The following is a 15,542-nucleotide window of genomic DNA, read 5'->3' on the forward strand; positions in this document are numbered from 1 at the left end:
CGGGAACCGGCGTACGCACCCCGGTTCCCGCCGCGAACAACCACACATCCCCTGAACGTGGGCTTGCAGACACCCCCGACTGCAAGCCCACTTCGCGTTTTCCGGAAACCTTGCGCACGACGCCCCGCGAGTGGCCGCGCATTCCGTTCCACCAGCCGTTTCCAGCCTCCGATGGACGGCCGATTACCGCCCGCTGGACCGTCCGTTCCATTCGCATGGAGCGGCAATTGAATTCTTGGACAAGGCATCAGGAATATCTGTAGCTTGATGATCACCGCACGGCCGGCGCCGCGAACGAAGAAGCCCGAGCCGAATCCACCCGGCTCCCCTTCGGAAACGCTTTCATTCCCCACGGATCATGTTTCCGACGGTAACCCCGCAGATTCGCCGCACATTGCGCTCACCGGCCCGCCGTCCGGCACTCACACACCATTTCGACCCCGAACGCGAAGGAAATCCGCATGGCCCTCTCGTCCGAAGAAATCCCGACCGCGCTGGCCGCCGCCGCGCAGTCCGCTCCCGCCTGGGAGGCCGCGGGTGCCACAGTCCGCTTCGTGGTCACCGAGCCCGCGGCCGAATTCACGCTGGACCCCCGGGGCGCCCTCACCGACGCGAAGCCCACCCACGTGTTCCGCATCGCCTCCGCGGACCTCGACGCCCTGACCGCGGGACGCCGCACCTTCCTGCGGACCGTCACCAGCCGCCGCGTCGCCGCCCATGGCCCGGTCATGCAGACGTTCGCCGTCGGGCAGGCCCTGACGACCTTCGCCATCCAGCACTGACCCCATCGGACAAGGAACCACCATGACGTACGCGCACAACCCCGCCGCCCACCCGCTGCTCGACTCCGTCGAGGCCGCCTTCCTGGAACAGGTCGTCGCCTTCGCCCGCGAGGAGGTCGCCCCCGGTGCCGCCGAGCGCGACCGGATCGAGAAGGGCCAGATCGACTGGGACACCGTCCGCCAGGGCCACGCGCTCGGCCTGCTGCGGATGGCCATCCCGCGCGACTTCGGCGGCCTCGGGCTGAGCCAGCTCGCCATCGCACTGACCCTGGAGGAGCTGGCCTCCGCCGACCCGGGCATGGCCCTGGTCTTCGGTGCCACCGGCCTGTTCCAGACCCCGCTGCTGATCTGCGAGAACCCGCGCCTCCAGGAGAAGTACCTCCCCGCCTTCCTCGGCCCGGAGCCGGTCCTCGCCTGCAACGCGGTCGCCGAGGAGCGCAACGGCACCGACCTGGTCCTGCCGCAACAGGCGGCCCACGCCCAGGACATGACGGTCGCCCGCCGGTCCGGCGGCGAGTACCTGCTGACCGGCACCAAGCGCTACATCACCAACGCCCCCGTCGCCACGTACGCCACCGTCATGGCGAACCTGGACGGCGCCCCCGGTTCGACCGGACTGACCTGCTTCGTCACCGAGCTCGAACAGGACGGCGTCACCCGCGGCGAGATCCACGACAAGGTGGGCTACCGCACCGCCCCCGCCGGCGAACTCATCCTCGACAACGCCCGCGTGCCCGAAGAGAACGTCATAGGTGACGAGAACGGCGGCTGGGACCTCAACGTCGCCATCGGCAACCTCACCCGCGTCACCTGCGCCGCGGTCGCCACCGGCATCGCGCGCCACGCCCTCGACCGCGCCGTCGCGTGGGCCGGCACCCGCCGGCAGGGCGGCCGGCTGCTCTTCGAGCACCAGATGTCCGCCCGCAAGCTCGCGGACATGTCCGCGCGGGTGTCCGCCGCGCGCGCCCTGTACCTGGACGCGGTGCTGAAGGCCGACACCGTCATCCCGACCCCTGCCTACGAACCCGCCGTCGCGAAGCTGGTGGCCGACCGCGCCGCGATCGACAACGCCGACGCCGCCATGAGCCTCATCGGCGCCGCGGCCTTCCAGCGGGAGGACGGGATGGACCGCGTCCTGCGCGACGCCTACGGCCCCCGCATCTACGAAGGCAGCCCGGAAGCGCTCGCGCTGGTCATCACCGGCGAGCTGTTCGGCGTCCCGGAGGTCCGGTGACCACAGCCACCCCCACGGGGTACGCCACCGCCTCCTACCGGGAGCGCGTCCTGCGGGACACCGCCGCGATCCGGCTGCCCGACCTCGACAGCCGCGTGGACGGCGAACCGCTGTTCCGCTCCGCCAGCCCCGAGGGCCTGCTGACCCTCACCGTGCGGGGCGCGCAGCTGCCCCCCGCGTACCTCCACGACATCTACCGGTTCCGGCTGGCCCAGTACCTCAAGCGGGGCTGGCTCAACGAGGGGCTCGCCGCCGCCGCGGACCTCGCCGCCGAGCCGTACGACGCCCACGCCCTCCAGGACCAGCACACCCTGGTGGTGGAGGAGGACACCTGGCGGCTGCGCGGCTACGGCACCCTGGCCCGCACCCGCAGCCCCGAGCACACCCTCCTCGGCGACGACGCCCACCGGCCGTTCGTCGTGGAGCGCGACTACGGCCTGCGGCTCGCCGACGAACTCGGCCCGGCCACCCCGGCGGACCGGGTCTGGGAGGGCAAGCGGCTCATGCGCGACTACGCCATGGACCGTTCGCAGGCCGCCGTCTCCGTCCCCTGGTGGGTCTACCGGGGCTGGGCCGAGGGCTGTCTGCAGGCGCTGGCCGTCGACGGCGCGGCGATCGTCGGCGACGGCAAGCCGAACGGGGCCGTCCTCCAGCTGGCGATGCTCGGCTTCCGCACACGGACCCTCGACGTACCCGCACTGCCGGCCGACCCCACCGACCTGTTCGCACCCATGTGGGACCAGCAGCAGCGCTCGTACCCCTTCGTCCTCACCCACGGGGACGCGCTGCGCCCCACCATGAACCACCTCGACGCGATCCTCGCCTCCGGGGAGACCGGATCGGTCGCGGCCCGGCTGAGCGCGTTCCAGGAAGCACGGAAGGAGCCACGGACATGAGTACGGGCATGAGCACGGACCCGAGCGGCCCGCCCGACGTGGGCACCCCCTCGGAAGCGCGCGAACTGGGCGAGGAGCTCTACTACGCCTCCCTCACCCAGCGCAACCGCGGCCTGATCCCCGCGGCGCTCCAGGAGCAGATCCGGCACACCCCCCTGCTCATCGCGGGGTGCGGCTCCATCGGCGGCGCCACCGTGCAGCCCCTGGGCCGCATGGGGTACCGGGACTTCGTCCTCGCGGACGTCGGCACCTACGAGCTGAACAACCTCAACCGGCAGAACGCCACGGTCGACGACCTCGGCCGCAACAAGGCCGAGGTGGGCGCCGACGCCCTGCGCGCCATCAACCCGCACGTCCGGGCCGAGGTGGTGCCCGTCGGCATCACCCGGGACAACGTCCGGGAACTGGTCCGCCGCGCCGAGGTCGTCATCGACGGGGTCGACGTGACCACCCCGTCGGGGCTGCGCGCGAAGATCGCCCTGCACCAGGAGGCGTGCCGCCAGCGCAAGCCCCTCGTCACCGGCTGGGACATGGCCGGCATGCTGGCCGCCCAGTGCTTCGACTACCGGCTGGTCCGCAGGATCTTCGACGGCCAGCTCCTGGCCGAGGACGCCGACGTGCTGAGCACCTGGGAAGTGATCTTCCGTATCGCCCCCAGGTCTCACATCCCGGGCGAGATGTACCGCGAACTCCGCAGGGGCCTCGGACGTCCCGACTACAGCGTGCCGCAACTCACCGAGGCGGCGACCCAGTTCGGCTCGCTCGCGGTCCACATGGTCAACCAGCTGGTGGCGGGCGAGGACGTGCCGCGCACCGTCGCCGTCGACGTCCACCACATCGCCCTGAAGCCGGGGCGCCGGGTCGTGGACCGGGTCGCCCGGCACTGGGAGCGGGCCCGCTTCCTGAACCACCTCCCGCGCGAGCAGGCCTGGCGCGGCTTCAGCCCCGCCGCCGTCTACCGCCTCGGCCGCCGTCCCGCCCCGGCCGCATAGCCGAGCCGACCCGCTGAAAGGAAAGCCCTCATGAGAAAAGAATTCTCGTACGCCGACGCGCGCCCGTCCGGGATCGTGCTGAGCGAGACCGAGTCCGACATCATCGAGGCCGCCGCACTGAAGCTGGCCGCCCAGTACGCGGACTACTCACTGCACAGCACCGACCTCCTCCACGCCGTGGAACTCGCCGCCGCGGCCCTGCCCAGCCGGGTCCGGCGCGCGCTGATCGCCTTCCGCGACGCGAGCAACACCGCCGGCACCCTCCTGCTGCGAGGCCTCCCGCTGGGCAGCCTGCCGGCCACCCCGGACCGCGTGGAGGACGAGCCGGCCTGGAGCGAGGTCCCGGTGGCGACGCTCGGCCAGCTGATGGTGATGTCGGTCCTGGGCCGGTCGATCTCGTACAGCGACGAGAAGAGCGGCAACCTGGTGCAGGACGTCAGCCCCAAGCGCGGGGCCGAGACACGCCAGGAGAACAGCGGCTCCATCCTGCTGGAACTCCACACGGAGGACGGCTTCCACCCCGCCGCCCCGCACTTCCTGAGCCTGATCTGCCTGCGCGGCGACCGCGACGGACGCGCCGCCACCGTGACCGGCGGGATCGGGGACGTGCTGCCGCACCTGGACGGGGAGACCGTCGCCGCCCTGCGCCGGCCGGAGTTCAGGACCAGGTTCAGCACCTCCTTCGTCCACGACACGGACGAGGAGGTACTGACCCCGCCCGTGCCGGTGCTCTCCGGCCCGGTGGGCCGGCCCGACCTCCGGGTGGACTTCCACGGCACGGTCGGCACCACCCCGGCGGCCCGGGTCGCGCTCGCCGAGTTGGAGGACGCCGTACTCGGTTCCCTGCGCGGCATCGTGCTGCGGCCCGGCGAACTGATCATCCTCGACAACCGCCGTACGGTGCACGGGCGGACGGGCTTCACCCCGCGCTACGACGGCGCGGACCGCTGGCTGCGCCGCTCCTTCGCCCTGGCCGACCTGCGCCCGGTCCTCGACGACCTCGGCGAGGGCCGCAGCCACAACGCGATCACCGCGCGGCGGCCCGCCCGCGGGCTGGCAGCGGCGGCTGCGGCCTGACGGACGCCCGGGGTCCGGCCCGGCCTCCCCGGCCGGCCGGACCCGGACCGGCCCCCATTTTCGGTGGACAGCGGTCACTGGCGCGTTCGATAGTGCGCCCCATGGCTTCTCTCGTACGACACATCACAGTTGACTGTTCCGACGCCTACCGACTGGGTCAGTTCTGGGCCGCCGTTCTGGACGGCTCGCTCGCCGACGACGACTTCCCCGGGGACCCCGAAGCGCTGGTCACGGCGCCCGGGTCGACGCTGCTGTTCGTGACCGTTCCCGACGCCAAGAGCGTCAAGAACCGCGTGCACGTGGACCTTCAGCCGCAGGACCGCACCCGCGACGAGGAGGTCGAGCGCATCCTCGCCCTCGGCGCCACCGTCGCCGGCGACCACCGCCGGCCCGACGGCACCGGGTGGGTGACCCTCGCCGACCCCGAGGGCAACGAGTTCTGCGTCGAGCGGAGCGCCGCCGAGCGGAAGTGATCGGCAGCGGCCGGGGGCGGGGCCGACGACCCCGCCCCCGGCTGCTCCTCTACTCCCCTACTCCTCCGGCGGAAAGACCGGTTCGCCGGTGACGGCCAGCGTGATCATGATGGCCTCCACCGGGCAGCCCTCCGCCGCCGTGAGGACCGGTTCGCTCGCGTCCGACTGCGGGCTGCGGGGGTGGGACTGGCGCGCCGAGTCCAGGACGAAGCCGTCCGGGGCGTGGTTCACGCACATGCCCGAGCCGATGCAGACCCCCCGGTCCACCTCGACCTGCCAGCGGTCGCCCATCAGGCACCCGCCTCGTAGCCCGCCGGCAGGTGGATCATCTTGTGCTCCAGGTACTCGCCCAGCCCCTCGGGGCCGAACTCCCGTCCGAGACCGCTGTTCTTGTAGCCGCCGAACGGCCCCAGCATGTCCAGGCTGAAGGTGTTCACGTTGAAGGTGCCGGTGCGGATCTGCCGGGCGAAGTCGATGCCGTGCTCGACGTCGCCGGTCCAGACGCTGCCGCTGAGGCCGAACTCCGAGTCGTTGGCGACCCGTACGGCCTCCGCCTCGTCCCCGTAGGGGATCAGGCAGACGACCGGGCCGAAGATCTCCTCGCGGGCGATCCGCATGGAGTTGTCGACGTCGCCGAAGAGCGTGGGCTCCACGTACCAGCCGCGGTCGAGGCCGGCCGGGCGGCCGCCGCCCGCCAGGACCTTCGCGCCCTCCTCCTGACCGATCCGGATGTAGTCCAGGGAGCGCTGCTGCTGGCGCTGCGCGACGAGCGGGCCGAGCTGCGTCGCCGGGTCGAGCGGGTCGCCCACGACGAGCGCGCCGGCCGCCGCCGCGAGGGCCTCGGCGACCTCCTCGTACCGGCTGCGGGGGGCGAGGATCCGGGTCTGCGCCACGCAGGCCTGGCCGTTGTTCATCCAGGCGGCAGGCACGATCCCGGCGACCGCGGTCTCGATGTCGGCATCGGGGAGGACGACGGCGGCGGACTTGCCGCCGAGTTCGAGGGTGACCCGGGTGAGGTTGCGCGCGGCGACCTCCATCACGCGCCTGCCGGCGGCCACGGAACCGGTGAAGGCCACCTTGTCGATGCCGGGGTGGCCGACGAGGTACTCGCTGACCTCGCGGTCGGCGGGCAGGATCGACAGCACGCCCTCGGGCACTCCGGCCTCGCGCGCGATGTCGGCGAGGATGTAGGAGTCCAGCGGCGCTTCCGGGGAGGGCTTGAGGATCACGGTGGAGCCGGACAGCAGGGCCGGGGCCAGCTTGGCGGCCGCGACGAACTGCGGGACGTTCCACGGGATCACGGCGGCGACGACGCCCACGGGCTCGCGGCGCACCAGGATCGGGCCGAGCACGCCCTGGCGGTGCTCCTCGTACGGGTAGGCGCGCGCGACGGTGATCGCGGCGTCGTAGACCATCATCGGGCCGAGCGCCTGGGCCAGGACGCTCCAGGAGTACGGGGAGCCGTTCTGGGAGCTGATCGAACGGGCTATCTCCTCGTGGCGGACGGCGATGGCGTCCTTGATGCGGGAGACGACCGCGATGCGCTCCTCCAGCGTCATCCGCGGCCAGGGTCCTTCGTCGAAGGCCTTGCGCGCGAGCGCGACGGCGCGGTCGACGTCGGCCTCGGAGGCGTGCGGGACGGAGCCGATGACCTGCTCGGTGTGGGGGGAGACGATCCGGATGGTGTCGGTGCCCAGCGGATCCGTCCACTCACCGCCGATGAACAGTTTTCCGTGTTCCACGAGCTCCGTCATGGCTGAGGCCTCCTGCGGCTTGGCGTTCCCGAACTGATACCAGTTCTAGTTCCAGGAGTCCACGGCCAGGACGGAAGAGTGGAGAAGATCCAACGACTAGCCAGAAAGCCGCCCAGATGGTCGACTTGGGCTACTACTGGAACGCGTTCTCGTCCGAGGACGGCCGACAGGCGGAGGGCTCATGCCGCAGGACACGTCACAGGTCACCGATCACGGCGGAGGCGTGTGGGGGATCAAGGTGCCCATCCCCGACAACCCCCTCGGCCACACCCTCGTCCACGTCCTCGACACCGACCGCGGCCCGGTCCTCGTCGACACCGGCTGGGACGACCCCGAATCCTGGGACACCCTCGTCGCCGGCCTCGACGTGCTCGGCATCGCGATCGCCGACATCCACGGCGTGGCCATCACCCACCACCACCCCGACCACCACGGACTGTCCGGCAAGGTCCGCGAGGCGTCCGGCGCATGGATCGCCATGCACGCCGCCGACACCGAGGTCGTCGTCCGCACCCGCTCCTCCGAGCCCGGCGTGTGGTTCGACTACATGAGCGCGAAGCTCGCCGCCGCCGGAGCCCCCGAGGAGCACATCGCCCCGCTGCGCGCCGCCCGCGCGAGCGGCCGTATGCGGACCCTGCCCGGACTGCGCGCCGCCGTCCCCGACCGGGAGATCGTCCCCGCCGAGCTGCTGCCCCTCGCCGGGCGCCGGCTGAGGGCGATCTGGACCCCCGGCCACACCCCCGGCCACGTCTGCCTGCACCTGGAGGAACAGCATCCGGCGAACCTCCCCGGCAACGGCCGCCTCTTCTCCGGCGACCACCTGCTGCCCGGGATCTCCCCGCACATCGGCCTCTACGAGGCGCCCGAGGACACCCGCGTCACCGACCCCCTCGGCGACTACCTCGACTCCCTCGAACGCATCGGCCGCCTGGCACCGGCCGAGGTGCTCCCGGCCCACCAGCACGCCTTCACCGACGCACCCGCCCGCGTACGGGAGCTCCTGGACCACCACGAGGAGCGCCTGTCGGGGCTGTGGGAGCTGCTGGCCGAGCCGCTGACCCCGTGGGGCCTCGCCGAGCGGATGGAGTGGAACCGGCCCTGGGCGCAGATCCCGTACGGCTCCCGCAACATCGCCGTCTCGGAAGCGGAAGCGCACCTGCGGCGGCTGGTGAAACAGGGCCGCGCCGAGGCGGTCCCGGGGACCGACCCGGTGACGTACCGGGCGCTGTGACGGCGGAGGGGCGGAGCCCCGGCATGATCCGGCGCACACCGCCCGGACCCGGGAGCTACGGGCCGGTAGAGTGAGGCGGTCGTCCACGCCCCGCGCGGGGGGAAGCCGGTGCGAATCCGGCGCTGACCCGCAACCGTGACCCGCCCCCGGCACCAGCCCGGCGGGGAGCCGGAATGCCCCGTACCGGAGTGAGCGGCTCGTGCCGCCGGACCTTCCCGGCGGCCGGCACCGTCGAGGAAAACGGAGCCGGAGCCCGGTGCCCGCGCGTGCCTGCCCCGGTTCCCCAGCAGGAGAGGCACCCTCCCCCATGACCGTCCGCCGCAGCGCCGCCGCGCTCGCCGCCTCCGCCGTGCTCTGCGTGGGTGTCGCCCCCGCAGCCCTCGCCGACACCGCGCCGCCCTCCCCCTCCGCACCCCCGGTCATCCCCTCCGGGCTCTACGGCAAGAACGACCCCACCTACGACGGCGTGTGGCGGCAGTCCTTCGCGCTGCTCGCCCAGGACACCGTCGGCGTCAAGCCCGCGGCGCAGGCCGTGGACTGGCTGGTCGGCCAGCAGTGCGCGAACGGCTCCTTCCCCGCCTTCCGCGCGGACACCACCAAGGACTGCGACGCGACGGCGTACATCGACTCGAACGCGACGGCCGCGGCCGTTCAGGCGCTGACCGCCCTCGGCGGCCACGACGACAGCGTCAAGAAGGCCGTGGGCTGGCTGAAGTCCGTACAGAACGAGGACGGCGGCTGGAGCTCCAACCCCGGCGGCGCCATGGACAGCGGCACCGACGCCAACTCGACCGCCATCGTGATCAGCGCCCTGACCACGGCGGGCGTGAAGCCGGCCGAGACGAAGTCGAAGGCGGGCAAGTCCCCGTACGAGGCTCTCCTCTCCTTCCAGCTGGGCTGCGACGCCGAGCCGGCCGCGGACCGGGGCGCCTTCGCGTTCCAGCCGGTCGGCGGCAAGCTCGTCGCCAACGCCGACGCCACGGCCGCGGCGACGCTGGCCGGCCTCGGCAAGGGAACGGCCGTCGTCCCGTCCGGTACGGACACCCCCGCGACCGCGCTGGCCTGCCCGGCTCCGGCCGCCGCGGACCCGGCGGCCGGAGCCGCGGCCGCCGCCCAGGGCGCTGCCGGCCACCTGGCCGAGGCCCTCAAGAAGGACGGCCACCTGACCGCCCTCACCCCGGGTGCGGACCAGCCGACCGCGGACACCGGCAACACCGCGGACGCGGTGATCGCGCTCGCCGCGGCCGGGCACAAGCAGTCGGCGGCCAGCGCGCTGGAGTGGCTGAAGGGCAACTCCGCCGACTGGGCCAAGGGCTCCCCGGCCGCCCTGGGCACCCTGGTCCTCGCCGCGCACGCCACGGGCACCGACCCGAAGGCCTTCGGCGGCACCGACCTCGTGGCCGCGCTGAACGCGACGGGCCCGGCCCCGCAGGGTGCGGACACCGCCGCGACGGAGGTGGACGGCGAGAAGGAGGAGCCGTCCGGCGGCCAGAACCTCTGGTGGATCATCGGTGCGGGCGCCGCGGCCGGTATCGGCATCGGCATCCTGCTGAGCGGCCGCCGGAAGAAGAACCAGCTCTGATGCGCCGCCGCCTGCCCGCCGCGGCCCTCGCCCTCGGCATCGTCCTGGCCCTGCTGGCCGCCGCTCCGGCGCTGGCGGCCGGCTACCGCTACTGGTCGTTCTGGGACGGCGCGGCGGGCGGCCAGTGGTCGTACGCCTCGCAGGGGCCGTCGCTGGCCCGCCCCGCGGACGGCTCCGTCCAGGGCTTCCGCTTCGCGGTGAGCAAGGACGCGGCGACGGAGGCGGCGAAGCCGCGGGCCGCGGCCGATTTCGAGGCCGTGTGCGGGGCGACCGCCCCGGCGGAGGGCCGCAAGCGGGTGGCCCTCGTCATCGACTTCGGTGTGCAGGCGGACGCCCCGTCGGGCGAGGTGGTCCCGCAGGAGGCCCCGCGCACGGCCTGTGCGCAGGTGGCGCCGGAGGCCACGACCGCCGAGGCGCTGGCGGCGGTCGCGAAGCCGCTGCGCTACAACAGTGCGGCGCTGCTGTGCGCCATCTCGGGCTACCCGCAGCACGGTTGCGGGGAGCAGATCGCGGAGACCGGCGCGGCGCAGGCGTCCGCCGAGCCGTCCGGGTCCGCCCCGGGCGGCGGCCCGTCCGCCGGCCTGCTGGTGGGCATCGCCGCGGTCGCCGTCCTGGCCGCCGCGGGCGTGTGGCAGTCCCGCCGCCGGGGCCGATGACCCACCCCGCGTCCCGCCCCACGTCCCTCCGCGCCGGAGCACCCGCACCAGCACCCGCACCCGCACCCGCAGGAGCAGGCACGGGAGCGCCCACCGGAGCCGCACCCGGCGACGTGCCCCCGGCCCGGCGGAGCGCGCCCGGGGCGGCTGACGCCCCGCGCCGGTCGGCGTACGAACGCTTCAGGCCCCCGCAGGCCGGCCGGGCCACCGCCCTGCACGCGGGGGCCTGGTGGCTGTGGGCCCTCGGGCTCGCCACCGCCGCGTCCCGCACCACCAACCCGCTGCTCCTCGGGCTGATCGTCGGCGTCGCCGGTTTCGTGGTGGCGGCCCGCCGCACGGACGCGCCCTGGGCCCGCTCCTACGGCGCCTTCCTCAAGCTCGGCCTGGTCGTCGTCGGCCTGCGCCTGGTCTTCTCGATGCTCCTGGGCTCGCCCATCCCCGGCTCGCACACCCTCTTCGTCCTCCCGGAGGTCCCGCTGCCCGCGTGGGCGCAGGGCATCCGGTTCGGCGGGAGGGTCACCGCCGAACAGCTCGTCTTCGCCTTCTACGACGGCGCCAAGCTGGCCGCGCTCCTGGTCTGCGTGGGCGCGGCGAACGCCCTCGCCAATCCGGCCCGGCTGCTGAAGTCCCTGCCGGCCGCCCTGTACGAGGCAGGGGTGGCCGTCGTCGTCGCCATGACCTTCGCGCCGAACATGGTCGCCGACGTCGTGCGCCTGCGCACCGCCCGCCGGCTGCGGGGCCGCCCCACCGGCGGGGTCAAGGCCGTCCTGCAGATCGGCCTGCCGGTACTGGAGGGCGCCCTGGAGCGCTCGGTCGCGGTCGCCGCCTCGATGGACGCCCGCGGCTACGGCCGTACGGCCGAGGTCCCGCCGGCCGTCCGGCACACCACCACCGTCCTCACGCTGGGCGGCCTGCTGGGCATGTGCGCCGGCACGTACGGGCTGCTGGCAGCGCAGGGCGCCGCGTATGGGCTGCCCGTGCTCGGCATCGGCGCGGCCCTGGCCCTGGCGGGCCTGCGGCTCGGCGGGCGCCGGTCGGTGCGCACCCGCTACCGGCCCGACCGGTGGGGTGTGCGCGCCTGGCTGGTCGCCGGTTCCGGGGCGGCCGTCGCCGGCCTGCTCATCCACGCCGGCAGTGTCGATCCGGCCGGTCTGCATCCGGGGGTGGTCCCGCTGGTGGCCCCCGCGCTGCCGTTGTGGCCGGCGGCCGCGGTCCTGATCGGCCTGCTGCCCGCCTTCGTGGCACCCGTACCGCCCAAGGAGGCGTCGCTGTGATCCGCTTCGAGCAGGTGTCGGTCACCTACGACGGCGCCTCCGCCCCCTCGCTGGCGGGCGTCGACCTGGAGATCCCGGAGGGCGAGCTGACGCTGCTGGTCGGCCCGTCCGGGGTCGGCAAGTCCACCCTGCTGGGGACGGTGAGCGGGCTGGTCCCGCACTTCACGGGCGGCACCCTGCGCGGCCGGGTCACGGTCGCGGGCCGCGACACGCGTACGCACCGGCCGCGGGAGCTCGCGGACGTGGTGGGGACGGTGGGCCAAGACCCGCTGGCCCACTTCGTGACGGACGTGGTGGAGGACGAGCTGGCCTACGGGATGGAGTCGCTGGGCCTGCCGCCCGCGGTGATGCGCCGCCGGGTGGAGGAGACCCTCGACCTGCTGGGCCTGAACGAGCTGCGCGACCGGCCGATCGCGACGCTTTCGGGCGGCCAGCAGCAGCGGGTGGCGATCGGCTCGGTGCTGACGACGCACCCGAAGGTGCTGGTGCTGGACGAGCCGACGTCCGCGCTGGACCCGGCGGCGGCCGAGGAGGTCCTGGCGGTCCTCCAGCGGCTGGTCCACGACCTGGGCACGACCGTGCTGATGGCGGAGCACCGGCTGGAGCGGGTGGTGCAGTACGCCGACCGCGTCCTGCTGCTGCCCGCGCGCGGCGCGGCGCCGGTCCTGGGCTCCCCGGCCGAGGTGATGGCCGTCTCGCCGGTCTGCCCGCCGGTGGTCTCCCTGGGCCGCCTCGCAGGCTGGTCCCCGCTCCCCCTCTCGGTCCGCGACGCCCGCCGCCGGGCCGCGCCGCTCCGCAGCCGCCTCTCGCCTGCGGCGGGCTCCGCACCGGGCAACCCCTCGCCCCCTCTGACCGGGCCCGCCATCCCAGCCCCGCCGGCGTTTGAGGCGCGGGGGTCCGCCATTCCAGCCCCGCCGGCGTTTGAGGCGCGGGGGTCCGCCGTCCCAGCCCCGCCGGCGTTTGAGGCGCGGGGGTCCGCCGTCCCAGCCCCGCCGGCGTTTGAGGCGCGGGGGTCCGCCATTCCAGCCCCGCCGGCGTTTGAGGCGCGGGGGTCCGGGGGCGGCGCCCCCGGCAGCGGCGCCGCACCCGGTCTGCTCGGCCGCCTGCTGCGCCGCGGCAGGCCGGAGCCCGCCGAGCCCGCCGCAGGCGACTCCGCAGGCGACACGACAAAAGACACCGCCCGCACCCGGAACCTCGGCCTCCGCCGCGCCCGCACCGAGGTGCTGCGGGGCATCGACCTCACGGTGGCGCCCGGCGAGACCATCGCCCTGATGGGCCGCAACGGCGCCGGCAAATCCACGCTGCTCTCCACCCTCGTCGGTACGCTCGCCCCCACTACCGGCGAGGTGACCGTCGGCGGCCGGACCCCGCACCGCACGGCGCCGCCCGAGATGGTGCGCCATGTCGGCCTCGTCCCGCAGGAGCCCCGCGACCTGCTCTACGCCGACACGGTCGCCGCCGAGTGCGCCGCCGCCGACGCGGACGCCGGAGCGGCTCCCGGTACCTGCCGCGACCTGGTCTCCGGGCTGCTGCCGGGCGTCCCCGACGACACCCACCCCCGTGACCTGTCCGAGGGCCAGCGCCTGGCCCTGGCCCTGGCGCTGGTCCTCACCGGCCGGCCCGCCCTGCTCCTGCTCGACGAGCCGACCCGCGGCCTGGACTACGCCGCCAAGGCCCGCCTGATCGACATCCTGCGCGGCCTGGCCGCCGACGGGCACGCCGTCGTGCTGGCCACCCACGACGTGGAGCTGGCCGCCGAGCTGGCCGACCGCGTGGTGATCCTGGCGGGCGGGGAGGTCGTGGCGGACGGCCCGACGGCGGAGGTCGTGGTGTCCTCACCGGCCTTCGCGCCGCAGGTGGCGAAGGTGCTGGCGCCGGGCCACTGGCTCACCGTGGGCCAGGTCGCCGAGGCCCTCGACGCGGCGGCGGGCCGATGACCGGCCCGGCGGACCGCCCGACGAGACGCCCGGTCCGGATCAGCCCCCGGGCCGCCGCCGCCCTCGCGCTGGTGACCCTCATCGGCATCGCGGCCTTCGGCTGGCCGCTCCTCGCCGACCGGCAGTCGGGGCTGCTCGCGCACTCCCAGGACGCGCCGTGGCTGTTCGCGGCGCTGCTGCCCCTGCTGGTCGCCGTCGTGGTGGCGACGATCGCCGACAACGGCATGGACGCGAAGGCGGTGGCGATGCTCGGCGTGCTCGCGGCCGTCGGGGCGGCGCTGCGACCACTGGGCGCGGGCACGGCCGGCCTGGAGCCGATGTTCTTCCTGATGGTGCTGGCCGGCCGGGTGCTCGGACCGGGCTTCGGGTTCGTCCTGGGATCGGTGACGATGTTCGCCTCCGCCCTGCTGACGGGCGGCGTCGGGCCGTGGATGCCGTTCCAGATGCTGACGATGGGCTGGTTCTCGCTGGGCGCGGGCCTGCTGCCGGGCCCGGAGCGGATCCGCGGCCGGGCGGAGCTGCTGATGCTGGCCGCGTACGGCTTCGCGGGCGCCTTCGCGTACGGCGCGGTCATGAACCTGCAGGGGTGGACGATCATCCCGGGCATGAACGACGGCATCTCCTTCCATGCGGGGGAGCCGCTGGCCGCGAACCTGGCGCGGTTCGTCGCGTACTACCTGGCGACCTCGCTGGGCTGGGACCTGGGCCGGGCGGTGCTCACGGTCGTCCTGACACTCACGCTCGGCGGCACACTGCTGAGGGCGTTGCGGCGGGCGACGCGCAAAGCCGCGTTCGATGCGCCCGTGTCCTTCGCATCCGGGGGCCCGGACGTCCGTGAACCTGCCACGGACGGGTGCCCGTCCGGCCACCGAGGGTGAGTTCGGGGGCCGTCTCCGGTGAGGCGGCCCACAGGACCCAGGTCACATACGAGGGTGGGTAGTAGACCTTTCGACGACCCATAAGGGCCTGCTTGTCCCTTTTGAGGTGCGCTCGGTGGGCCGGGGTGTGCGAGGCGGGCTAGTAGACGGGGCCTTTGCCAGGGCGTCGGGGCGTCTGTAGAACTGAATGTGTCGCAAGGCGGCAGGGGTGCTTCACCCCCCGCCGACGAACCCCTCTCCCTCGCGTGAGTGGCTCACGCACGTCTTCGGCATGCGTGCGACCGCCCTTGTCCCCTTCGGAAGGTTCATCCGTGTCCAACGCTGTCATCCGCCGCATCGCCGCTTCCAAGAAGACCCTCGTCGGTTCCGTCCTCGCCCTGGGCGTCGCCGGTTCCATGCTGGCCGCGGTTCCCGCGCAGGCCGCCCCGACGGGTGCGAAGGCGATCGCGCAGCAGATGATCAAGGACCCGGCGCAGTTCGCGGCCTTCGACAAGATCGTCTCGCACGAGAGCGGCTGGAACCACACCGCGACCAACTCTTCTTCCGGCGCGTACGGCCTGGTCCAGGCCCTGCCGGCGTCGAAGATGTCCTCCGCGGGCGCCGACTGGAAGACCAACCCGGCCACCCAGATCAAGTGGGGTCTGGACTACATGAACGAGCGCTACGGCAGCCCGGTCCAGGCCTGGAACTTCTGGCAGGCCAACCACTGGTACTGAGCCGCGGCACCGCCTGCAGCAGTAGCAGCAAGACATTCGAAGGCCCCGGTGGCCGGCCTC

16 protein-coding genes and 1 riboswitch are annotated in these 15,542 nt (G+C 73.7%); of the genes, 14 read left to right on the forward strand and 2 right to left on the reverse strand.

Going from position 1 to position 15,542, the window contains the following annotated elements; translation table 11 throughout:
- The 7 genes from E6U81_RS40490 to E6U81_RS15255 all read left to right on the forward strand — a co-directional run.
- Nucleotides 1-263, forward strand: a 263-nt coding sequence (locus E6U81_RS40490) for a hypothetical protein (RefSeq protein WP_206309938.1), incomplete at its 5' end; no start/stop codon positions are given.
- Between the two features lie 198 nt (nucleotides 264-461).
- Entirely contained in the window at nucleotides 462-782 is a 321-nt protein-coding gene (locus E6U81_RS15230) for a hypothetical protein (protein WP_136230631.1), read from the forward strand.
- A 22-nt stretch (nucleotides 783-804) separates the two neighbouring features.
- A complete protein-coding gene (locus tag E6U81_RS15235) occupies nucleotides 805-2,016 on the forward strand; it encodes an acyl-CoA dehydrogenase family protein (RefSeq protein WP_136230632.1) in 1,212 nt (403 codons plus the stop codon).
- On the forward strand, nucleotides 2,013-2,912 hold the full coding sequence (locus E6U81_RS15240; RefSeq protein WP_136230633.1) for a hypothetical protein: 900 nt from the start codon (nucleotides 2,013-2,015) through the stop codon (nucleotides 2,910-2,912). Before E6U81_RS15235 ends, E6U81_RS15240 begins: the two co-directional genes overlap by 4 nt.
- Entirely contained in the window at nucleotides 2,909-3,904 is a 996-nt protein-coding gene (locus tag E6U81_RS15245; protein ID WP_136230634.1) for a ThiF family adenylyltransferase, read from the forward strand. Before E6U81_RS15240 ends, E6U81_RS15245 begins: the two co-directional genes overlap by 4 nt.
- A gap of 30 nt (nucleotides 3,905-3,934) precedes the next feature.
- Entirely contained in the window at nucleotides 3,935-4,981 is a 1,047-nt protein-coding gene (locus E6U81_RS15250; protein ID WP_136230635.1) for a TauD/TfdA family dioxygenase, read from the forward strand.
- 101 nt (nucleotides 4,982-5,082) lie between these two features.
- Nucleotides 5,083-5,454, forward strand: coding sequence for a VOC family protein (locus E6U81_RS15255; RefSeq protein WP_136230636.1), 372 nt, complete (start codon nucleotides 5,083-5,085; stop codon nucleotides 5,452-5,454).
- A 57-nt stretch (nucleotides 5,455-5,511) separates the two neighbouring features.
- On the opposite strand, the gene E6U81_RS15260 is transcribed toward E6U81_RS15255, so the two are convergent.
- The gene (locus E6U81_RS15260; RefSeq protein ID WP_031146059.1) at nucleotides 5,512-5,745 is read right to left on the reverse strand and encodes a ferredoxin; all 234 of its coding nucleotides are present in this window, start codon (nucleotides 5,743-5,745) and stop codon (nucleotides 5,512-5,514) included.
- Complete coding sequence (locus E6U81_RS15265) at nucleotides 5,745-7,208, reverse strand: aldehyde dehydrogenase (RefSeq protein ID WP_136230637.1); 1,464 nt, start codon at nucleotides 7,206-7,208, stop codon at nucleotides 5,745-5,747. Before E6U81_RS15265 ends, E6U81_RS15260 begins: the two co-directional genes overlap by 1 nt.
- Nucleotides 7,209-7,389: 181 nt before the next feature.
- On the opposite strand from E6U81_RS15265, the gene E6U81_RS15270 reads away from it, so the two are divergent.
- The 7 genes from E6U81_RS15270 (at nucleotide 7,390) to E6U81_RS15300 (ending at nucleotide 15,482) form a co-directional block, all read left to right on the forward strand.
- Complete coding sequence (locus E6U81_RS15270) at nucleotides 7,390-8,439, forward strand: MBL fold metallo-hydrolase (RefSeq protein ID WP_136230638.1); 1,050 nt, start codon at nucleotides 7,390-7,392, stop codon at nucleotides 8,437-8,439.
- A 98-nt stretch (nucleotides 8,440-8,537) separates the two neighbouring features.
- Nucleotides 8,538-8,618, forward strand: a riboswitch (cobalamin riboswitch).
- Nucleotides 8,619-8,746: 128 nt separating this feature from the next.
- Entirely contained in the window at nucleotides 8,747-10,021 is a 1,275-nt protein-coding gene (locus E6U81_RS15275) for a prenyltransferase/squalene oxidase repeat-containing protein (RefSeq protein ID WP_136230639.1), read from the forward strand.
- Nucleotides 10,021-10,677: an SCO2322 family protein gene (locus tag E6U81_RS15280; RefSeq protein WP_136230640.1), complete on the forward strand. Its 657-nt coding sequence runs from the start codon at nucleotides 10,021-10,023 to the stop codon at nucleotides 10,675-10,677. The genes E6U81_RS15275 and E6U81_RS15280 overlap by 1 nt, the downstream gene beginning before the upstream one ends.
- Nucleotides 10,650-11,951, forward strand: a complete 1,302-nt coding sequence (locus E6U81_RS15285) for an energy-coupling factor transporter transmembrane protein EcfT (RefSeq protein ID WP_136230641.1) — start codon at nucleotides 10,650-10,652, stop codon at nucleotides 11,949-11,951. The genes E6U81_RS15280 and E6U81_RS15285 overlap by 28 nt, the downstream gene beginning before the upstream one ends.
- A complete protein-coding gene (locus tag E6U81_RS15290; protein ID WP_136230642.1) occupies nucleotides 11,948-13,888 on the forward strand; it encodes an ABC transporter ATP-binding protein in 1,941 nt (646 codons plus the stop codon). The genes E6U81_RS15285 and E6U81_RS15290 overlap by 4 nt, the downstream gene beginning before the upstream one ends.
- The gene (locus E6U81_RS15295; RefSeq protein ID WP_136230643.1) at nucleotides 13,885-14,766 is read left to right on the forward strand and encodes an ECF transporter S component; all 882 of its coding nucleotides are present in this window, start codon (nucleotides 13,885-13,887) and stop codon (nucleotides 14,764-14,766) included. The genes E6U81_RS15290 and E6U81_RS15295 overlap by 4 nt, the downstream gene beginning before the upstream one ends.
- Nucleotides 14,767-15,077: 311 nt before the next feature.
- Nucleotides 15,078-15,482: a transglycosylase SLT domain-containing protein gene (locus E6U81_RS15300; RefSeq protein ID WP_136230644.1), complete on the forward strand. Its 405-nt coding sequence runs from the start codon at nucleotides 15,078-15,080 to the stop codon at nucleotides 15,480-15,482.
- Nucleotides 15,483-15,542 lie beyond the last annotated feature (60 nt).

The organism is Streptomyces sp. A0592 (genome assembly GCF_004795115.1).
Taxonomy (GTDB): domain Bacteria; phylum Actinomycetota; class Actinomycetes; order Streptomycetales; family Streptomycetaceae; genus Streptomyces; species Streptomyces erythrochromogenes.

Excerpts from the sequence above, each read along its gene's own strand:
- E6U81_RS15230 (WP_136230631.1), top strand. The coding sequence starts at position 462 with ATGGCCCTCTCGTCCGAAGAAATCCCGACCGCGCTGGCCGCCGCCGCG.
- E6U81_RS15235 (WP_136230632.1), top strand. The coding sequence starts at position 805 with ATGACGTACGCGCACAACCCCGCCGCCCACCCGCTGCTCGACTCCGTC.
- E6U81_RS15245 (WP_136230634.1), top strand. The coding sequence starts at position 2,909 with ATGAGTACGGGCATGAGCACGGACCCGAGCGGCCCGCCCGACGTGGGC.
- E6U81_RS15250 (WP_136230635.1), top strand. The coding sequence starts at position 3,935 with ATGAGAAAAGAATTCTCGTACGCCGACGCGCGCCCGTCCGGGATCGTG.
- E6U81_RS15255 (WP_136230636.1), top strand. The coding sequence starts at position 5,083 with ATGGCTTCTCTCGTACGACACATCACAGTTGACTGTTCCGACGCCTAC.
- E6U81_RS15260 (WP_031146059.1), bottom strand. The coding sequence starts at position 5,745 with ATGGGCGACCGCTGGCAGGTCGAGGTGGACCGGGGGGTCTGCATCGGC.
- E6U81_RS15265 (WP_136230637.1), bottom strand. The coding sequence starts at position 7,208 with ATGACGGAGCTCGTGGAACACGGAAAACTGTTCATCGGCGGTGAGTGG.
- E6U81_RS15270 (WP_136230638.1), top strand. The coding sequence starts at position 7,390 with ATGCCGCAGGACACGTCACAGGTCACCGATCACGGCGGAGGCGTGTGG.
- E6U81_RS15275 (WP_136230639.1), top strand. The coding sequence starts at position 8,747 with ATGACCGTCCGCCGCAGCGCCGCCGCGCTCGCCGCCTCCGCCGTGCTC.
- E6U81_RS15280 (WP_136230640.1), top strand. The coding sequence starts at position 10,021 with ATGCGCCGCCGCCTGCCCGCCGCGGCCCTCGCCCTCGGCATCGTCCTG.
- E6U81_RS15295 (WP_136230643.1), top strand. The coding sequence starts at position 13,885 with ATGACCGGCCCGGCGGACCGCCCGACGAGACGCCCGGTCCGGATCAGC.